At 69.5% G+C, this 17928-nt stretch carries 12 protein-coding genes and 2 tRNA genes; 5 read left to right on the top strand and 9 right to left on the bottom strand.

The genetic code is table 11. The features are described 5' to 3' along the window. Positions 1 to 63: 63 nt before the first annotated feature. The 5 genes from OG959_RS25050 to OG959_RS25030 all read right to left on the bottom strand — a co-directional run bounded on the left by OG959_RS25050 (position 64) and on the right by OG959_RS25030 (position 5086). The gene (locus OG959_RS25050) at positions 64 to 951 is read right to left on the bottom strand and encodes a carbohydrate ABC transporter permease (protein WP_326661911.1); all 888 of its coding nucleotides are present in this window, start codon (positions 949 to 951) and stop codon (positions 64 to 66) included. Between the two features lie 11 nt (positions 952 to 962). Continuing rightward, positions 963 to 1961, bottom strand: a complete 999-nt coding sequence (locus OG959_RS25045; protein ID WP_442805617.1) for a carbohydrate ABC transporter permease — start codon at positions 1959 to 1961, stop codon at positions 963 to 965. Continuing rightward, positions 1958 to 3331 carry an extracellular solute-binding protein gene (locus tag OG959_RS25040; RefSeq protein ID WP_326661907.1) on the bottom strand — a complete coding sequence of 458 codons (1374 nt, stop codon included), beginning with the start codon at positions 3329 to 3331 and terminating at the stop codon, positions 1958 to 1960. The genes OG959_RS25045 and OG959_RS25040 overlap by 4 nt, the downstream gene beginning before the upstream one ends. A gap of 143 nt (positions 3332 to 3474) precedes the next feature. Beyond that, complete coding sequence (locus tag OG959_RS25035) at positions 3475 to 4485, bottom strand: LacI family DNA-binding transcriptional regulator (protein WP_326661905.1); 1011 nt, start codon at positions 4483 to 4485, stop codon at positions 3475 to 3477. An 85-nt stretch (positions 4486 to 4570) separates the two neighbouring features. Next, on the bottom strand, positions 4571 to 5086 hold the full coding sequence (locus OG959_RS25030; RefSeq protein ID WP_326661904.1) for a hypothetical protein: 516 nt from the start codon (positions 5084 to 5086) through the stop codon (positions 4571 to 4573). 246 nt (positions 5087 to 5332) lie between these two features. On the opposite strand from OG959_RS25030, the gene OG959_RS25025 reads away from it, so the two are divergent. Together OG959_RS25025 and OG959_RS25020 are read left to right on the top strand one after the other, a co-directional pair. After that, positions 5333 to 5406 (top strand) — tRNA-Lys (locus tag OG959_RS25025). Positions 5407 to 5536: 130 nt separating this feature from the next. After that, entirely contained in the window at positions 5537 to 7066 is a 1530-nt protein-coding gene (locus tag OG959_RS25020) for an MFS transporter (protein ID WP_326661902.1), read from the top strand. Here OG959_RS25020 and OG959_RS25015 read toward each other — a convergent pair. The 4 genes from OG959_RS25015 to OG959_RS25000 all read right to left on the bottom strand — a co-directional run bounded on the left by OG959_RS25015 (position 7046) and on the right by OG959_RS25000 (position 13248). Next, positions 7046 to 8722: an AMP-binding protein gene (locus OG959_RS25015; protein WP_326661900.1), complete on the bottom strand. Its 1677-nt coding sequence runs from the start codon at positions 8720 to 8722 to the stop codon at positions 7046 to 7048. The two genes, OG959_RS25020 and OG959_RS25015, sit on opposite strands and share 21 nt — an antisense overlap. 26 nt (positions 8723 to 8748) lie before the next feature. Next, positions 8749 to 9339, bottom strand: coding sequence for a lytic polysaccharide monooxygenase auxiliary activity family 9 protein (locus OG959_RS25010; RefSeq protein ID WP_326661898.1), 591 nt, complete (start codon positions 9337 to 9339; stop codon positions 8749 to 8751). A gap of 158 nt (positions 9340 to 9497) precedes the next feature. After that, the gene (locus OG959_RS25005) at positions 9498 to 11888 is read right to left on the bottom strand and encodes an SPFH domain-containing protein (RefSeq protein ID WP_326661896.1); all 2391 of its coding nucleotides are present in this window, start codon (positions 11886 to 11888) and stop codon (positions 9498 to 9500) included. A gap of 25 nt (positions 11889 to 11913) precedes the next feature. After that, positions 11914 to 13248, bottom strand: coding sequence for a peptidoglycan-binding protein (locus OG959_RS25000; RefSeq protein WP_326661894.1), 1335 nt, complete (start codon positions 13246 to 13248; stop codon positions 11914 to 11916). 183 nt (positions 13249 to 13431) lie between these two features. Between OG959_RS25000 and OG959_RS24995 the strand changes: the two genes are divergently transcribed. From OG959_RS24995 to OG959_RS24985, 3 genes are all read left to right on the top strand, one after another. Continuing rightward, positions 13432 to 13505: transfer RNA gene (locus OG959_RS24995), tRNA-Lys, on the top strand. A gap of 573 nt (positions 13506 to 14078) precedes the next feature. Next, positions 14079 to 15992, top strand: a complete 1914-nt coding sequence (locus tag OG959_RS24990) for a glycosyltransferase family 2 protein (protein ID WP_326661892.1) — start codon at positions 14079 to 14081, stop codon at positions 15990 to 15992. Continuing rightward, on the top strand, positions 15989 to 17923 hold the full coding sequence (locus OG959_RS24985; RefSeq protein WP_326661891.1) for a galactose oxidase-like domain-containing protein: 1935 nt from the start codon (positions 15989 to 15991) through the stop codon (positions 17921 to 17923). Before OG959_RS24990 ends, OG959_RS24985 begins: the two co-directional genes overlap by 4 nt. The last annotated feature ends 5 nt before the right edge of the window (positions 17924 to 17928 follow it).

Here is a 17928-nt window from a genome sequence, read left to right as displayed (position 1 = left end):
GTGTCCTTCCTGTGTGGGGGAATCCCGGGGGTGGTGCCCGAGGGCACGCGGCGGGGCCCTGGGTCAGCCCTTGAGGCTGCCCGCGGTGAGGCCCGCGATGATGTGGCGCTGGAAGACCAGGAAGAGGACGAGCAGGGGCACGGCGGCCATGGCCATGCCGGCCAGCAGCTGGTTGGCGGGCATGAACTCCGACAACCGGTTGAGGGCCACGGTGATCGGCTGCTTCGCCTCGTCGGGCAGGACGAGCATCGGCCAGAGGAAGTCCTTCCAGACGCCGACGATCGCAAAGATGGAGACGACGGCGAGCACCGGCCGCGACAGCGGCAGGATCACGGAGACCAGCACCCTGAGCGTGCTGGCGCCGTCGATCCGGGCGGAGTCGAGGAGCTCGGTGGGGATCTGGTCGAAGAACCGTTTCAGGATGAAGATGTTGAAGGCGTTGGCGGCGGCGGGCAGCCAGATCGCGAACGGGGTGTTGATCAGGTTGACGTGGAACAAGGGCACGTCGACGACGGTCAGATATGTCGGGACGAGCAGCGCGGACACGGGCAGCATCAGGGTCGCCAGCATCATCCCGAGGACCACGTTGCCCAGCACCGGCCGCAGTTTGGAGAGCGCGTACGCGGCGGAGACGTCGACGAGCAGCTGGGTGAGCCAGGCGCCGAGCGCGAGGATCAGGGTGTTGAGGAAGTAGTGCCCGAGGCCGACGTTGCTCCAGGCGTCCGCGTAGCTCTCCGGGTGCCAGCTCTGCGGGAGCAGCGTGGGGTTGGGGTCGGCGAGTTCCGCGGACGACTTCATCGCGCCCGTCGCCATCCAGTACAGCGGGAAGACGAAGGTGAGCGTGAAGCCGATCAGGGTGAGGACCAGCACGAAGCGGTAGAGGAACCGGCCGGTGCGGCGGTTCATCTCGGCGGGTGCGATCAGGGTGCGTGCGGGGGTTTCGGCGGCCATGGTGGTTCCTCTCAGCCCTTGGTCCGGGTCAGGCGCAGATAGACGCCCGCGAAGAGTCCGAGCACGACGAACAGCAGGGTGCTCATGGCGCTGGCCAGGCCGAAGTCGTTGTAGACGAAGGCGTAGCGGTAGAGCAGCAGGAGCACGCTGACGGTGGCGTCGTCCGGACCGCCGCCCGTGAGCACGAAGGGCTCGACGAACACCTGCATGGTCCCGATCACCTGGAGCAGCAGCGTGATCATCAGGATGAAGCGCATCTGCGGGACGGTGACGTGCCACAGCCGCTGCCGGATGGTCGCCCCGTCCAGCTCGGCCGCCTCGTACAGCTCTCCGGGGATGCCGCCGAGGGCGGCCAGATAGATCAGCGTGGTGGTGCCCATGTTGGCCCAGGTGGAGACGAGGACCAGGGAGACCATCGCGAGGTTCTCCGACTCCAGCCACTGCTGGGCGGGGAGGTGGAGGACCTCCAGGGCGTTGTTGAAGAGCCCGGGTCCGGGATCGTAGAACCAGCGCCACAACAGCATGGTGACGATGGGCGGCAGCATCACCGGCAGGTAGACGGTCATGCGCAGATACGCGCGCCCGTGCCGCAGTTCGTTGAGGACGACGGCGGTGGCGAACGGGGCCGCGAAGCCGAAGACCAGGGCGAGCAGGGTGAAGTAGCCGGTGTTCTTCCAGGCGGTGAGGAAGAGCGGGTCGTCGAACAGCCGCTGGAAGTTGTCCAGTCCGACCCACTCGGCGGGCTGGGCGAAGGTGACCTGCTGGAATCCGAGGAGCGCGCCCCGCACGATCGGGTACCAGGAGAACAGGGCGAAGCAGAGGATTCCTGCGGCGAGGAAGAGGTACGCGACGAGGTTCTCGCGGACCGCCCGGCGCAGCCGGGAGCTTCCGGGCCGGGGGGCCTCGGCGGTACGGGGCGGGGCCGGGGGCCCGGCCCCGGCCGGGTCCCCCTGTTCCCGTCCGGCGCTCTTCGCCACGGCGGAGGTGAGCGGCGGCACGGTCATCGTCACTTCACCGTGGCGAGGATGGTGTCGGCCTTCTTCGCCGCGTCCTTGAGGAGCTGGTCGATGTCCGCGTCCTTCTTGGTCAGCACGGACTGCATGACGCCGTCGAGCACGGTGTAGAGCTGCTGGGCGTTGGGCGGCTCGACCTTGGTCGCGACCTGGGCGTTGCGGTCGACGAAGGGCTGGTAGTTCTTGACCGGGGTGTTGGCGTACTGCGCGTGGATCCGGTCGACCTCGGCCTGGGTGTCACCGGCGAACAGCCGGGGCTGCGGGAGTCCGATCGGCACGCCGTCCGTCTTGGCCCGCTTGCTGTCCACGGCCTCGCGCTCGGGGCTGCGCAGGTATTTCCACTGCACCCAGGCGAGACCGGCCTTGATCTTCTCCGGGGAGGCCTTCGGGTTGAACATGAACCCGTCGCCGCCGCCGAGCGTCGCCGTGCCGGGCATGGCGGCCAGGCCGTAGTCGTCGTAGCTGCGCTCGAACTGCTTGACGATGGTGGGGATGTTGTCCGGTCCCGCCATGTACATCCCGAGCTTGCCGGAGCCCATCATCTTCTGGACGTCGGCTATCTCCAGGAGCTGGCGGGTGCCCATGCTGTTGTCGGTCCATCGCATGTCGTGCAGCGCCTGGAGGGCCTTGTGCCCTGCGTCGCTGTCGAAGGCGGCCTTCCACGTGCCGCTCTGCCGCGTCGCGACGTCGCCGCCCATGGAGTAGATCCATGAGGTGAGGTGCCAGCCACCCTGGTTGTTCTTGCTGTAGTCGGCGTATCCGACCGTGCCGTCGCCGAGCGCGCTGATCCTCTTGGCGGCGGTGCGGACCTCTTCCCAGGTGGTCGGCGGCTGGTCCGGGTCGAGGCCGGCCTTCTTGAACAGGGCGCGGTTGTAGAGGAGCCCGAGCGAGTAGTTGCCGGTGGGCAGTCCGTACGTCTTGCCGTCGGCGTCCTTGAAGACCTTGAGCAGCGCGGGGTCGATGTCCTTGAAGAAGGGCACGTCGGCTACGTACTTGCTGATGTCGGCGCCCTGACGGCGCTGGATCAGCCCGGCGGGGTCGGTGAAGTAGACGTAGTAGACGTCCTCCAGCTGACCGCCCGCGAGTTTCGCGGCGAAGGTCTTCGGGTCCATCTGGCCCTCGCGGGCGTCGATCCTGATCTTCGGGTGGCTCTTCTCGAAGGCTTTCACGTCCTCCATGAAGTTCTTGCGGTCGACCGGCTGCGTCTTGGCCGGCATGCCGTTGACGCTGATCGTCACCACGCCGTTCTTGTCCACTCCGGAGGACGAGGAGGAGGAACCACCGCAGGCGGTGAGAGCGAGGGACAGGGCGACGGCCGTCGCCGAGCCGAGAAGCTGACGTCTGCTGATGCCGGACGAGCCATCCATGCGAATCGTGCCTTCCTGGGTGCGGGGCTGTCGGACCCCGAGCGCTTTGAGCTGCGCTGAAGGTAGAAGCCGGTTACGCAAGAAGTCAATGCATCAACGCAAGAAAGTAATTTTCTTGACCTCGGGCGGTAACGCCGCCGTGATCAGCGAGGGCGTGCGGCGGTCGAGCCGCGGACGATCAGCTCGGTGTCGAACATCATCAGGTCGTTTGCACTGGCATGGCCGTCGATCTGCGCCATGAGCGCGGCGACCGCGGCCGTCGCCATGGCCTGGATGGGCTGCCTGGCCGTGGTCAGCGGGGGCTCGGTGGCCACCATGAACGGGGAGTCGTCGAAGCCGACGACCGAGAGGTCCTTCGGTACCGAGAGCCCCTGCCTGCGGGCGCCGCGGACCGCTCCGAGCGCCAGCGCGTCGCTTGCGCAAACGATCCCGGTGACCCCTTCGGCCAGCAGCCGGGGCAGCGCGGTGGCGCCGCCCTCCATAGTGAACAGCGCATGCGCCACCAGTCGCCGCCAGTCGTCCGGGGCCACCCCGCGCCGGCTGCAGAAGCCCGCGAACCCGGCGAGCTTCCGGGCCGACGGGACATGCCCGAGCGGCCCGAGGATCATCCCGATCCGCTCGTGCCCCAGCGCGCCCAGGTGCGTCAGCGCCTGCTCGGCGGCCAGGGCGTCGTCCACCCGGACCTGGGCCACGCCCAGGTTCTCGTCCGCCGCGTTGAGCAGCACCATCGGCACCTTGCGCTCCCGCAGCGCCCGCCCGTGCTCGGGGCCCGCGTCGGCGTAGCTCGCTCCGATGAAGACGATGCCGCCGATGTTCTGGTCCAGCAGCATCTCGATGTAGTGCGCCTCGGAGACGCCGTCGGCGGTGCGGGTGCACAGCACGGGTATCAGCCCGCGCTTGTTGAGCAGTCCGCACAGGGCCTCGGCGAACGCGGAGAAGATCGGGTTCTGCAGGTCGGGCACGACCAGGCCGATCAGCGCCGCGCGCGGGGAGCGGTAGCGCAGCGGCCGTTCGATGCCGCACACGTCCAGCGCGCTCAGCACCGCGTCGCGTGTCGTGCTCGCCACGTCCGGGCTGCCGTTGAGGACGCGGCTGACCGTCGCCTGGCTGACACCCGCGTACTCGGCCACCTGGGAGAGTCGTCGTTTCGTCACGGGCCCACCCTACAAAGCTCTGCGCAAAAAGAAAGATCACTTACGAAAGAAAATGACTTTTCTTGAGGCGCGGACCGCTCAGGGGTCAGGCGGCCCGGCAGAAACCCGCGGCGCCGGCCGGGTCCAGGGCCCGGGCTTCCGCCGCGCGCACGGGACGTCCGGCGGCCCCGACCACCGAACGGTTGCGAGCGAAGACGACGAGGCGCAGCACCGCGAACCGCGCGACACCGGCGAGCGCGGAGGCGGACAGGTAGACGGCCTGCTCCAGCACGGCCCCCGGCGCGTCCACCAACCGCTGGAGCGCGAACATCGCCACACAGGTCACCGCGTACGCCGCCGCGGCCGACCCGGCCGACTGCCCGTGCTGCCGCCAGGTCGCACGGCCACCCGCACCGAAGGTGAAGCGGGCGTGCAGCTCGGTGGCCAGAAGCGTGGACACCACGGTGATCAGGGCGTTGGCCAGGGCCCACGGCATCCAGGAGGCCGAGGCCGCCACGGCAAAGCTGGAAGCGACCCCCACTCCACCACCACAGAGCACGAAGCGGGCGAAGGCGGCGAGGGCACCAGGTGCCGCCGACTGCTGCTGCTGCATTGCCTGCATGACGCGTCCCCCTTGACAGTCCACCGCACCTGAAGCGAGAGCCCTTCGCTCCGCACAGCCGAGGGCTCATTTCGCAGTGGTGCCACGATGGCACATGAATGGCGCCACTGCGAGGCCAATATGGCACCCCTCGGCACCCGCATTGACGTCACGATGCGGCCGGGATCACAAACGCGCAGGTCACCAGGGATACGCAGGTGTGTCGTCAGCACCCCTGGAGACCAGGTATTATTTTCGAGTCAGCAAGCGCCGCTAGCTCAGTTGGTTAGAGCAGCTGACTCTTAATCAGCGGGTCCGGGGTTCGAGTCCCTGGCGGCGCACAGACACCACACGAGGCGGTCTCCGTTCCACGGAGACCGCCTCGTGTGTTTTGTGCTGCCCGTCGCCATGTACAAACGTTTTACACATTCGTACTAGACACTTGTTTTAAACGCTCGTATATTCCCTGGCATGACGAACCCTACGAGCACCGAAGCCCGTCCCGGCGATCTCGCCGGCCGTCGGGAGTGGACCGCCTTCGTGGTCCTGCTCCTTCCTCTCCTCCTCGTCTCCATGGACGTGTCCGTCCTCTTCTTCGCGATCCCCTCCATCGACCGGGACCTCGCACCCAGCGCCACCCAGCAGCTCTGGATCTTCGACGTGTACGCCTTCGCGCTCGCCGGTCTCCTCATCACGATGGGCTCGCTCGGTGACCGGATCGGCCGGCGCAAGCTCCTGCTGTTCGGCGCGGTCGCCTTCAGCACGGCATCGGTCGGCGCCGCCTACGCCACCAGCCCGGAGATGCTCATCGCGGCCCGCGCGCTGCTCGGGATCGGCGGGGCGACCCTGATGCCGTCGACCATGGGCCTGGTGCGGAACATGTTCCGCGACGAAAGGCAGCGCGGCCGGGCCATCGGCATCTGGTCCGGCGCCATGGCGGGCGGGATCGCGCTGGGTTCGGTGCTCAGTGGCGTCATGCTGGAGCACTTCTGGTGGGGCTCGGTCTTCCTCATCAACGTGCCCGCGATGGTGCTGCTGCTGATCCTGGTGCCGGTCCTGGTGCCGGAGTTCAAGGACCCGGACCCCGGGCGCTTCGACTTCCTGAGCGTGCCGCTGTCCATGGGCGCCGTGCTGCCGGTCGTCTACGGGGTCAAGGAGACCGCCGCCGAGGGGATGGACCTGCGCAACGGTCTGGTCATCGCCGCCGGTCTCGTCGCCGGCCTGTTCTTCGTCCGGCGTCAGCGCACCCGCACCGACGCCCTGATCAGCCGGGAACTGTTCCGTGACCGGAACTTCGCCGCCGGGATCGGGCTGAACGCGCTGGCCTCGTTCGCCATGATGGGCTCGTCCTTCTTCACCACGCAGTACCTGCAGTCGGTGCTCGGGATGAGCACGATGGAGGCCGCGCTGTGGAGTCTGGCCCCGTCCCTGGCGGTCGGCGCGGCCGCGCCCGCCGCCGCCGCGATCGCCCAGCGGACCGAGCGCGCCCGGGTGATCTGCGCCGGCTTCGTCATCGCCGCCGCCGGATTCGGTGTCCTCGCCCTGTCGGGTACGGACTCCCTGGCGATCCTGCTCATCGGCTCGGCCGTGATGAGCTGCGGGATCGTCACCGTGATGGCGCTCGTCTCCGACCTGGCCATGTCCACCAGCCCGCCGGAGAAGGCCGGCTCGGCGGCTTCGCTGCTGGAGACGGGGCAGGAGTTCGGCGGGGCGATGGGGATGGCACTGCTGGGTGCGGTGGCGACCGCGGTCTACACCGCGGACATGCCGGGCTCCGCCCCGGAGGTGGCCCGCAAGACACTGCCGGGGGCCCTGTCCACCGGTGACGGCTCACTGATCGCGGTCGGGCGGGACGCCTTCGTCCACAGCATGCAGTACGCCGCGGTGGCCGGCGGGCTGCTCCTGCTGGTCGGGGCGGTGCTGGCGGTGACGCACCTGCGACGGGCGGCCTCGCAGCCCGGCGTCCCGGAGGCCTCCGCCTCAGAACCCTCCCCCGTGTGAGGACAGCAGATCATGGCGCCCGTGCTCCTCGTACTCCCGTACCAGCGTGCCGAGTTGTCCCTCCCCGAACGGTTCGTACGCACCGCCGCCCCCGTTCCACCACAGCGGCCCCCCGGACCAGAACCCCTCCCGGCGCAGCCCGACCCGGTGCACCTTGTTCGTCGCCGTCACCGGCATCGACCGGACGACGCGCACGAACCGGGGGGCCATCTTGGTCCCCAGGTCGGGCTGGTCCCGGAGGAAGGCGGCGAACGCCTCCGGGTCGAACCGCGCGCCGTCGCGCAGCGCCAGCGCCGCCATGACCTGGTCCCCCGCGACCGGGTCGGGCACCGCGTAGACCGCGACGGCCACCGCGTCGGTCCAGCGGGCCAGGATGTTCTCGATCATCGCGGCGGCCAGGTTCTCGCTGTCGACCCGCAGCCGGTCCTCGGTGCGGCCCGCGAAGTACAGGAAGCCGTCGGGGTCGCGGAAGAAGAGGTCTCCGGTCCAGTACCAGCCGTCGCGCACCCGGGCGGCGTCCGCCGCCTCGTTGCGCCAGTAGCCCTCGAAGGGGGTGCGGCCCCGGTTGACCAGTTCGCCTATGGCGGCTGCTCCGTTGACCAGGGTGCCGCCGGGGCCGAAGACCGCGGCGACCCGCTCCCGGCCGGTCTCGGGGTCGACGACCGCGAGATCGTCGCGGTCCGACGCCCGGCCGATCGCGCCCGGCGGGGTGTCCGGCGTCCGCTGGATCGCCGCCCCGCCCTCCGAGGAGCCGTACCCCTCGACCAGCCGCACCCCGAACCGTTCCCGGAAGCGGGCCGCGTCCACGGCGCCCGCCTCGGTGCCGAAGCCGAGCCGCAGCGGGTGCTCACGGTCGTCGGGGCGCTCGGGAGTGGCCAGCAGGTACTGCACGGCACGGCCGACGTACGTGAAGTACGTGGCGCCGTGCGCGCGTACGTCGTCGAGGAAGCCGGACGCGGAGAAGCGGCGGCGCAGAGCGACGGAGGCTCCGGCGGACAGGGCGGGGGCCCAGTCGGCGATCACCGCGTTGCCGTGGAACATCGGCATGCAGATGTAGTGGACGTCCTCGCCCCGGATCCCGAAGTGGTCGACGAGCGACCGCCCCGCCGCCGCCAGCCGGCCCTGGGTGCAGATCGCGGCCTTGGGCGCACCGGTGGACCCGGAGGTGAAGTAGAGGAGCATCCGGGTCGCGGGGGCAGGCCGCTTCAGGACGGCGTCGCCCGGCTGCGCCCCGGCGTAGGGGGCGAGGAGCGCGGCGTACGCGTCGGTGTCGGTGACCAGGACGCGTACCCCCGGCAGCACGAGGCCGTCGAGGAGCGGCAGGTGGGCGCGCTCGGTGATCAGCACCCGGCATTCGGTGTGCAGGATGTCGCGGGCCAGTTCGGCGCCGCGGCGGGTGGGGTTGATGCCCGCGACGGCGGCCCCGGCCAGGGCCGCCGCGCTCAACCACAGCGGGAATTCAGGGGTGTTGTCGAGCAGCACCCCGAGGTGCGGTTCGCTGCCCGCCGGCAGCAGTTCCGCCAGGAGCGCGGCCCGCGCGGCAGCACCCGAGGCGACCTGATGATGAGTGAGGACGGTGCCCTCGTGTCTCAACCCGGGCCGGTGGTCGCCCCATTGGCGCTGAACGAGCTCCGCGACGGTGCCTGCGCTCCCCATGGCGCCGCACGGTAACCGACCAGGCGTCAGAACTGAACATCCGAGCACGAGTAGAACGCGTTGGCCGTGTCGGCGACGTTCCACACGCTGAGGATGATGTGCTTGCCGGTCTTCTGGGTGGGGATGGTGCCCTGCTGGGTCAGGGTCGCCGGGGGCTGCTGGTTGTTGTACGGAACCGTCATGAACGGCTGCGCTTCCAGGTCGGAGCGCTTGAGCGGCTTGGTGGGGTCCCAGCCGTTCTTGGTGATGTAGTAACGGAAGTCCGACGTGGCGTGCCGGGCGGTGAACTGCCAGCGGAAGCTGAAGCCCTGGCCCGCGGTGACCTTCGTGGCGGGCCAGTTGCCGCCACGCGGGTCGTCGAGCTGGGCGAACTCGCCGTGTCCGGCGGAGCAGATCGCACCGTCGGCGGGTCCGGCCGCCGGGAAGCCCTTGGGGCCCTCGACACTCTGCGGCTCCCACTGGATGTTGCCGCAGCCCGTCACCGTGCCGTTGGCACACAGCTTCTGGCGGCTGATGGGGTTGTCCGTGTAGCCATGGCTGCTGGCACTGCTGGTCGCGAACATCGAAACGCTCGCTACCGCAAGGCCGACCAGGGCCGCGCCTGTCTTCTTACGCATTGCTGCCGCTCCTCGGAGACGTGGGGGAAGTTCCATGAGCACTGCTACGCGCGTGTCGTGCGGTCTAGACCAAGGCCTAGATTATTGACGCAGCATGAACATGTCCAGACCAATGAGAGCTGGATTCCGGTTGCCTCCGAGGCGCCGGGCAGAAGGGTTCAGGCGCTGTCCCCACCACTGCGGCCGGTGTAGAAGGCCACCGTCAAGTCCTTGACCAGGGACTTGCGTTCGTAGTCGTCGAGCTCCACGAGGCCCCGGGCGGTCAGCCGGTTGACGGTGTCGTCCACGGCATCCACCACCGAAGTCAGCACGCTGTCACGGTGCTTGGCGTCGATGGCCGCGATCCGGCGCCGCTGCATGGCCGCCGCCACCTCGGGGGCGTACTCGATCCCGGTCGGCTGCGCGGAGTACACCTCGACGCCGACCGGTTCGCAGTCCGCCTTCAGCATCCGGGTCAGCGCGTCGCCGACCGCCTCCGCGTTGCGCAGGGTGTGCGCGTCCTCGTGGAAGGCGTCGGCGGGCAGCTGGGACAGGACCCGCGCCATGGCCGCCTCGACCTGCTCGCGCAGGTACTCCTCGTGGTCCTCGATCCCCAGCGTCGCCCGCACGGTGTCCTTGACCCGCCACACGACGAGGACGACGACCCGCAACGCGGTGCCGTTGGCGTCCATCGCGGGCAGCGGCTCGCTGCGCCAGTGCCGCAGCCGCACATCGACCCGGCGCCGCAGCAGCAGCGGGCTGACCCACATCAGCCCGGTCCGCCGCACGCTGCCCCGGTACCTGCCGAAGAGCGTGAGCACCCACGTGTATCCGACCCGCCCCCGGCTCAGACCGCCGAACGCGAAGAGCACCACGGTCACCAGCAGCGCGAGCCCCGCCCAGGTACCGATGCCGAGTCCGTCGTACGGGCGTGCTCCGACCCCGATCCGCGACAGCACCCGGGCCGGCAACGCGCCGGTCCACCACAGGACTCCGCCGGTCACGGCGATCCCGCCGAAGCCGGTCAGCACCGCGACCCAGCCGGGCAGCGACGGCCCCGGCCGCTCGTGGAGCCGGGGGTCGGCGTCCGGCGCGGGCCGGGTCGAGGGCCGCACCTGCGAGGTCCTCGGCACCGGCGCCCGCCGGACACCGGCCGGCTGCTCGCCTTCGGGGACCCTGCCCACGACGGTGGCCGGCAGCGCGGCCGCGTCCGCCCCGGCCTCGTGCTCCTCACGGAAGAGCAGGTGCACGGGGATGGAGGCGGTGCGCTCGTTGGCGATGACCGCCTGGTGCCGGCCGGTGTCCGCACGGGCATCGGTACGGAACTCGCCGGTGTCCTCACCGGTGAACATGAGGGAGGGCGAGGCGGGGGCGGGGCCCGGCCGCGATCCGGACCCGGGTCCCGGCCCCGGCACGGACGCGGAGACCTCGGGGGCTGCGAAGACCTCGGGACCTGGGGCGACCTCGACGAGGGCCGCGGAGGGCTCGGGGGCTGCGGCGGCCTCGGGGACTGCGGCGGCCTCGACGGCCACGGCGGGCTCGGGGACCTCCATGACCTCGGGGGCCTCATGCGCCTTGTGGACCTCGGGGTCCTCATACGCCTCGCGGGCCTCGCAGACATCGCGGACCTCATACGCCTCGCGGGCCTCGCAGACATCGCGGACCTCATACGCCTCGCGGGCCTCGCAGACGTCGCGGACCTCATACGCCTCGCGGGCGTCGCGGGCGTCGCGGGCGTCGCGGGCGTCGCGGGCCTCGTGGGCCTCGTGGGTCTCGTGGGCCTCGTGGGCCTCGTGGATCTCGTGAACCTCGTGGGCCTCGCGGGCGTAGTGGATCTCGTGAACCTCGCGGATCTCGCGGGCCTCGCGAACCTCGCGGGCCTCGCGAACCTCGCGGGCCTCGCGAACCTCGCGGGCCTCGCGAACCTCGCGGGCCTCGCGGACGTCCGGAGCCTCATGCGCCTCCGGAACCTCGCGCACCTCGCGCACCTCCGGTGCAGGCGCCGGCAGCAGTTCCGAGACATGCGCCCCGGCATCGCGCAGCAGCGGTGGCCCCGCGGTACCGGCTTCGGCGGCCTTCCGGAACACCGGGCCGCGGTGCGCGGCCTCCGGCTCCGGGGCGCTCCCCGTCGCCTCCATGGCCGGTCCCGCCACCGGCGCCCCCACCGACGCCGGGACCGACACCGATGCCGAGGTCGCCCCGAATCCGGCTCCCCCGGGTTCACGATCACCCTCGCCCGGCACCAGGTCGAGCACGAGGTCGACGACGGAGTCCGGCCCGGACACCGGCACCGTCCCCCCAGGCACCCCGGCCGAACCCGGAACGGGAACGGGCACGCCCGGCCCCGCATCCGGCACACCCGGCCCGCCCGCGTCCGGCGGCTCGTCCTCCATCGCCCAGCCGCCCGAATCGGCGCGCTCCCCCGCCGCCGCCCAGGCATCCGTGACCCGGCCCGCCCCTTCCGGGCCCACCCACTCCCGTACCGGGACCGCCCCGTACCTCTCCTCCCCGTACTCCGGGTTCTCCCGGTTCTCCGGGTTCCCGGAGCTGTCCGACACCGTGGATCGCATTCCCGCCTCCGTCATGTGCGTCGTGTCACGCGAAGAGTCGCCGCCAGGTCTCCGGACCCGGATAGCCGTCGGCTTCCGTGCCCCGCCAGCCCTGGGCCTTCTGGAAGGCCTCGACATTGCGTCGGTCCGCCTCGGTCCACCGAGAGCTGGGGCCCGACAGGTAGTACTTGCCGTATCCCTTCTTCACCAACTGTTTGCCGAGCTTGTCGACATGGCTGTTGGACTGACCCGGCCTGAAATAGCCCCGTCCCGGGAAGGCCGGGACCGCGGTGGAGCCGCCGGGCCCGGCCGAGCCGCCCGCGGCGGGGATGTCGTGGCCGATTCCGTTCACCAGCAGGCGCCAGGTGTCGGGGCCGGGGATGCCGTCGGCCTCCTTGCCCTTCCAGCCCTGGGCCTTCTGGAACGCCTGGGTGGCCAGCCGGTCGGCGCTGCCCCAGGCAGGGCCGGGGCCGACCTTGTAGAAGCGCTTGCCGCCCCGGTCGACGAGCATCTTGCCGAGCCGGGTGACGTAGTCGTTCTTCGTGCCGGCGCCGAACTTCGCGGCACCCGGGAACTGTGTCTTCGAGGAGGCGCTGCCACCGCTTCCGCTCGTCAGCCCCTTGTAGCGGTAGGCGACGTAGCTGCCGGAGTTGGTCCAGTACGCCATGGGCGTCGTCTGCTTGCGGGTGTGCGGTTTGGTCTGCTCGTACGCCGTGTAATGGGTGTGCGTGTAGTCGGTCCAGCCGCCGAAGACGGTGACGTGCGAGCCCTTCCCGGGGTCGGCCGGGTTGTGGAAGAGCAGGATGTCGCCGGGCTGCAGTTCCTCCCGGGCGATGCGCGTCCCGTAGGTGGCGAGGCTGCCGGTCCATTCGTTGCCGGGCAGGTTCCAGGCCATCGACACATAACCGGAGCAGTCCTGGCGGTACCCGTCCGACCAGTACTTCGTCATGCTGTACGGAACCTGCGCGGTGACCCACTTCTTCGCGCGGTTGATGATGTCGGCCCGGGTGGTCGTGCGCAGCGTGGAGGTCGACGTCTGGGACGCCGGTGGTCCCGAGGCTCCCGCACCCTGCAGTGGTCCCGGTCCGCCCTGTGGGCTGTCCGGCCCCGGCTCGTCCGGTCCGTCGACCGCGTCGGCCGCCTGGCCCGGGTCCGTCACCGGAGCCGGGTCGGCCGCCGCGCCGGCGGCTTCCGCGAGACCGGAGCCCAGCACCACTCCGGCGGCGGTGACCAGCACCATCGCGCGCCGCGCGCCGTGCGCGGCCGGGTGCCCTCCGTACCGCGTCGGCAGTCCGGCGGCAGCGGCGCGCCGTTGGACGGCGCATCCCGCACAGGTGCAGTCGATGGCAGGTACGTACTCCTCGAAGGCCGGCACAGTCATGCGATTCCCTCCGCACTCGTCAAGATCTTTGGGCGCATCTGTACGGGCGTCAGTGTCTCAACTCTCCTGACATATCGCATTTTGACGGATAGAAGAGAAAAAACGACCATCCGACAGGCCGTGGCGGAGGGGAAATGGTCAGGAGCACGGCCGCAGATCGGGTAGAGTTCTCCAGGTCAGCAGGCGCCGCTAGCTCAGTTGGTTAGAGCAGCTGACTCTTAATCAGCGGGTCCGGGGTTCGAGTCCCTGGCGGCGCACGCAGAGTCAAGGCCCCCTCACCACGCGTGAGGGGGCCTTTCTCGTTCCCGCGCCCGCCACCCCTCGCGCGAACACCTCCCCCCACCCGCCGCACAGGCGCCACCCGGTGAACACTTTGCTCACGCACAGCTCGCACCCGCCCGACAGGCAGCCACCACCCGGCACCGGGACGGCGCGCGGCGCTCTCGTCCGCACCCTCATACGCCCTCACACCACCTCTTCACAAGAGCCCCACAAATCGCGCGTATGAGCGGGTAATAACCCCTTTCGCCCTTGCGGTGAGGGCTGAGGTCGGCCAGTCTGTCTGGGAGTCGTCGGCGCCAACCACGCCGATGAGACGCATAGTTGGGGGAATCGGAGAGCAGGATTCCGGTTGTGTTCGACGCAAGGGGGAGGCGTCGTGCACAAGCAAACGCCGAGCAGGCATCATGCAACCGGAAGGATGCCGTTCCTTGTCTCACGAACGGTGACCCGCCACTGAGCCGTCGGCCGCGTTCCAGGGGGACACGCGGAGGACGAGACGAAACGACCGAGCGACCACGCAGCCCCGCCTGCGTGCAGGGGGATGACCCATGACGTCGACGCCGCCAGGCGCCCGGCAGGACCACGACCCGTCCCGGACGACACAGCTTCGGATACCCCCGCAGCTGCGGACCGGGGGCCAGCGGCGGCGACAGGGGAAAGCGCTGCCACGGTACGACTACGAGCACTACAGCCGGCTCGCCGGGCCTCTGACCCAGCCCGACCCCACCCGGCCGTACACCGTGAAATACCGCTCGCTCCTCTCCCAGGAGCCCCACCGGATACGCGCGGCCCTCCTGCTGGGGGCCGCCCCGCTCGTCTCGCTCGGCCTCTTCGCCTGGCTGATGCAGCCCGAGCACTGGACACAGCGCGATCCGAACCTCAAGAACGACACGCTGCTGATCCTCGACATCGTGATGCTGGTCTCGATCGGACTGATCGAGCTCTTCCGCACCCTGAACGTCCTCTCCAACGCGCACGCCACGCTGGTGGCGCGCGACCCCGTCCCGGTCGTGCCGGAGACCGGCACCCGGGTCGCCTTCCTCACCTCCTTCGTCCCGGGCAAGGAGCCCCTGGAGATGGTGACGAAGACCCTGGAGGCCGCCGTCCGCATCCGCCACCGCGGGCTGATGCACGTCTGGCTCCTCGACGAGGGCGACGATCCCGCCGTGAAGGACGTCTGCCTGCGGCTCGGGGTGCACCACTTCTCCCGCAAGGGCGTGGCGCACTGGAACCAGGCCAAGGGCCCGCACCGGGCGAAGACCAAGCACGGCAACTACAACGCCTGGCTCGACGCCCACGGTGACGCGTACGACTTCTTCGCATCGGTCGACACCGACCACGTCCCGATGCCCAACTACCTGGAGCGGATGCTCGGCTACTTCCGCGACCCCGACGTCGGCTTCGTCATCGGCCCGCAGGTGTACGGCAACTACGACAGCTTCGTCACCAAGGCCGCCGAGTCGCAGCAGTTCCTCTTCCACGCGCTGATCCAGCGCGCCGGCAACCGCTACGGCGCCCCCATGTTCGTCGGCACCAGCAACGCGGTGCGCATCAGTGCCCTCAAGCAGATCGGCGGCCTGTACGACTCGATCACCGAGGACATGGCGACCGGCTTCGAGATGCACCGCGCCCGCAATCCGCACACCGGCCGCAAGTGGCGCTCGGTGTACACGCCGGACGTGCTGGCCGTGGGCGAGGGCCCGACCGCGTGGACGGACTTCTTCACCCAGCAGCTGCGCTGGTCGCGGGGCACGTACGAGACGATCCTCAAGCAGTACTGGAAGGGCTTCTTCTCGCTGCCCGCGGGCAAGCTCTTCAATTACACGATGATGATCATCTTCTATCCGATGTCCGCGATGAACTGGATCCTCGCGGCCCTCAGTTGCGCACTGTTCCTGGGCATGGGCGCCTCCGGTGTGCAGATCGACCCGACCGTCTGGATGATGCTGTACGGCAACGCCTCGGCGCTCCAGATCGGCCTGTACATCTGGAACCGCCGGCACAACGTCTCGCCGCACGAGCCCGAGGGGTCCGGCGGTCTCGCCGGCATGATGATGTCCGCGCTCTCCGCGCCGATCTACGCACGCTCCCTGATGGACGCCGTACTGCGCCGCAAGAGCTCCTTCGTCGTGACACCCAAGGGCGACTCGTCGAGTCCGGACACCCTCTTCGGGACCTTCCGCATCCACCTCTTCTTCATCCTGGTCTTCGCCGGCTCCATCGCGGCGTCCTTCGTCCTGGGTCACAGCCACCCGGCGATGCTCACCTGGGCCGCGCTGGCGCTGCTGATCACGGCGGCGCCGATCTTCGGCTGGCGGTACACGATGCGGGCCGAGAAGAAGAAGCGCCGCGCGGGCCCGCCGCCGCCGAGCGGACCACCCGCCCACGCCCAGCAGGAGAAGCCCCACTGGGCCGGCAACGAACAGACCATGCAGATCGCCCTTGGGGGACGTAAACAATGAAGTACCGTCCGAGCCGCCGTACCCGCCGCATGGCGATCAGTACGGCGGTGGTTCTCGCGCTCGCGGGAGCGAACGGGCCGTGGCTGTACCGCTTCAGCACCGAGCGCTACCACGCGTACAAGATCAACCAGGCCGACTACAAGGCGGCCAACGGCCACTGGGACTTCCTGGACATCCCCTCCGAGTTCCGGATCAACACGATCCACGCGGCGCTGCTGCACACCGGCAAGGTGCTGCTCGTCGCGGGCTCGGGCAACAACCAGAAGAACTTCGACGCGAAGAGCTTCCGTTCGGTGCTGTGGGACCCGGAGACCAACGCCTTCAAGAACATCCCCACGCCCAAGGACATGTTCTGCGCCGGTCACACCCAACTGCCCGACGGCAAGCTCCTCATAGCCGGCGGCACCAAGCAGTACGAGAAGCTCAAGGGTGACGTCACCAAGGCCGGCGGCCTGATGATCGTGCACAACGAGGACCCGGACAAGCCGATCACACTGCCGGCGGGCACCCGGTTCACCGGCAAGGCCAACGGCAAGACCTTCGTCACCAAGGACCCGGTGCTGGTGGAGAAGGCCAAGAAGGTCTTCGACAAGAACACCGGCGCCTTCCTGCGCAACGACCCCGGTCTCGGCCGCATCTACGTCGAGGCGCAGAAGTCCGGCACGAAGTACGAGACGGGCGCCGAGGACAACTACCGAATAGCGGGTCTGTCCGGCTCCGACACCCGCAACGTCTACGGGATCGCCCAGAAGCTGGCCCTCGACAAGAAGGACTTCCAGGGCATCCGCGAGGCCTTCGAGTTCGACCCGGTGGCGGAGAAGTACATCACCGTCGACCCGATGAACGAGGCACGCTGGTACCCGACGCTCACCACGCTGGAGGACGGCAAGGTCCTCGCCCTGTCCGGCCTCGACGAGATCGGGCAGATCGTCCCCGGCAAGGACGAGATCTACGACCCGGAGACCAAGGAGTGGGAGTACACCGGCATCGTCCGGAAGTTCCCCACCTATCCGGCGATCTTCCTGCTCAATGACGGCAAGCTCTTCTACTCCGGCTCGAACGCGGGCTACGGCCCCGCCACCGTCGGCCGCGACCCCGGCGTCTGGGACCTGGCGACGAACAGGTTCACCAAGATCCCCGGCCTCAGCGATCCGGACAAGATGGAGACCTCGGCGACCGTACGGCTGCCTCCGGCCCAGGACGAGAAGTTCATGGTGATCGGCGGGGGTGGCGTCGGCGAGTCCGACAAGTCCAGCGAGAAGTCCCGGCTGGTCGACCTCAAGGACGCCGATCCGGAGTTCAAGGACGGCGCCTCGCTGGACGAGGGCACCCGCTACCCGAGCGCGTCCCTGCTGCCCGACGACTCCCTGCTGGTCACCGGCGGCTCCAACGACTACCGCGGCCGCGGCGGTTCCGACGTGCTGCAGGCGCGGCTGTACGACGCGAAGTCCGACACGTACCAGCGGGTGGCCGACCCGGCGGTGGGCCGCAACTACCACTCGGGGTCCGTACTGCTGCCCGACGGCCGGGTCATGATCTTCGGATCCGACTCGCTCTACTCCGACAAGGCCAACACCCGGCCGGGCGTCTTCGAGCAGCGCATCGAGATCTACACCCCGCCCTACCTGTACCGCGACTCACGGCCCGAGCTGACCGCCGGACCGAAGAAGATCGAGCGCGGGAAGACGGCGGTGTTCACCACCAACCAGGCCTCGTCCATCAAGTCGGCGAAGCTGATGCGGCCGAGCGCGGTCACCCATGTCACCGACACCGACCAGCGCTCGGTGGCGCTGGACCTGAAGCAGAAGGACGGCGAGATCTCGGTGACGGTGCCGGGGAACCGTGCGCTGGTGCCGTCGGGCTGGTACATGCTGTTCGTCACCGACGACAAGGGCACGCCGTCCGAGGGGACGTGGGTGGAGGTGCCGTAGGCGTC

Origin of the sequence: Streptomyces sp. NBC_00385 (assembly GCF_035917155.1) — a bacterium.
GTDB classification, from domain to species: domain Bacteria; phylum Actinomycetota; class Actinomycetes; order Streptomycetales; family Streptomycetaceae; genus Streptomyces; species Streptomyces poriferorum.
This window is presented reverse-complemented; position numbering and strand designations above follow the sequence as displayed.

What these genes read in the sequence shown, in the direction of transcription:
- OG959_RS25050 (WP_326661911.1), bottom strand. Translation starts at nt 951, where the DNA reads ATGGCCGCCGAAACCCCCGCACGCACCCTGATCGCACCCGCCGAGATG.
- OG959_RS25040 (WP_326661907.1), bottom strand. Translation starts at nt 3,331, where the DNA reads ATGGATGGCTCGTCCGGCATCAGCAGACGTCAGCTTCTCGGCTCGGCG.
- OG959_RS25030 (WP_326661904.1), bottom strand. Translation starts at nt 5,086, where the DNA reads ATGCAGGCAATGCAGCAGCAGCAGTCGGCGGCACCTGGTGCCCTCGCC.
- OG959_RS25020 (WP_326661902.1), top strand. Translation starts at nt 5,537, where the DNA reads ATGACGAACCCTACGAGCACCGAAGCCCGTCCCGGCGATCTCGCCGGC.
- OG959_RS25015 (WP_326661900.1), bottom strand. Translation starts at nt 8,722, where the DNA reads ATGGGGAGCGCAGGCACCGTCGCGGAGCTCGTTCAGCGCCAATGGGGC.
- OG959_RS25010 (WP_326661898.1), bottom strand. Translation starts at nt 9,339, where the DNA reads ATGCGTAAGAAGACAGGCGCGGCCCTGGTCGGCCTTGCGGTAGCGAGC.
- OG959_RS25005 (WP_326661896.1), bottom strand. Translation starts at nt 11,888, where the DNA reads ATGCGATCCACGGTGTCGGACAGCTCCGGGAACCCGGAGAACCGGGAG.
- OG959_RS25000 (WP_326661894.1), bottom strand. Translation starts at nt 13,248, where the DNA reads ATGACTGTGCCGGCCTTCGAGGAGTACGTACCTGCCATCGACTGCACC.
- OG959_RS24990 (WP_326661892.1), top strand. Translation starts at nt 14,079, where the DNA reads ATGACGTCGACGCCGCCAGGCGCCCGGCAGGACCACGACCCGTCCCGG.
- OG959_RS24985 (WP_326661891.1), top strand. Translation starts at nt 15,989, where the DNA reads ATGAAGTACCGTCCGAGCCGCCGTACCCGCCGCATGGCGATCAGTACG.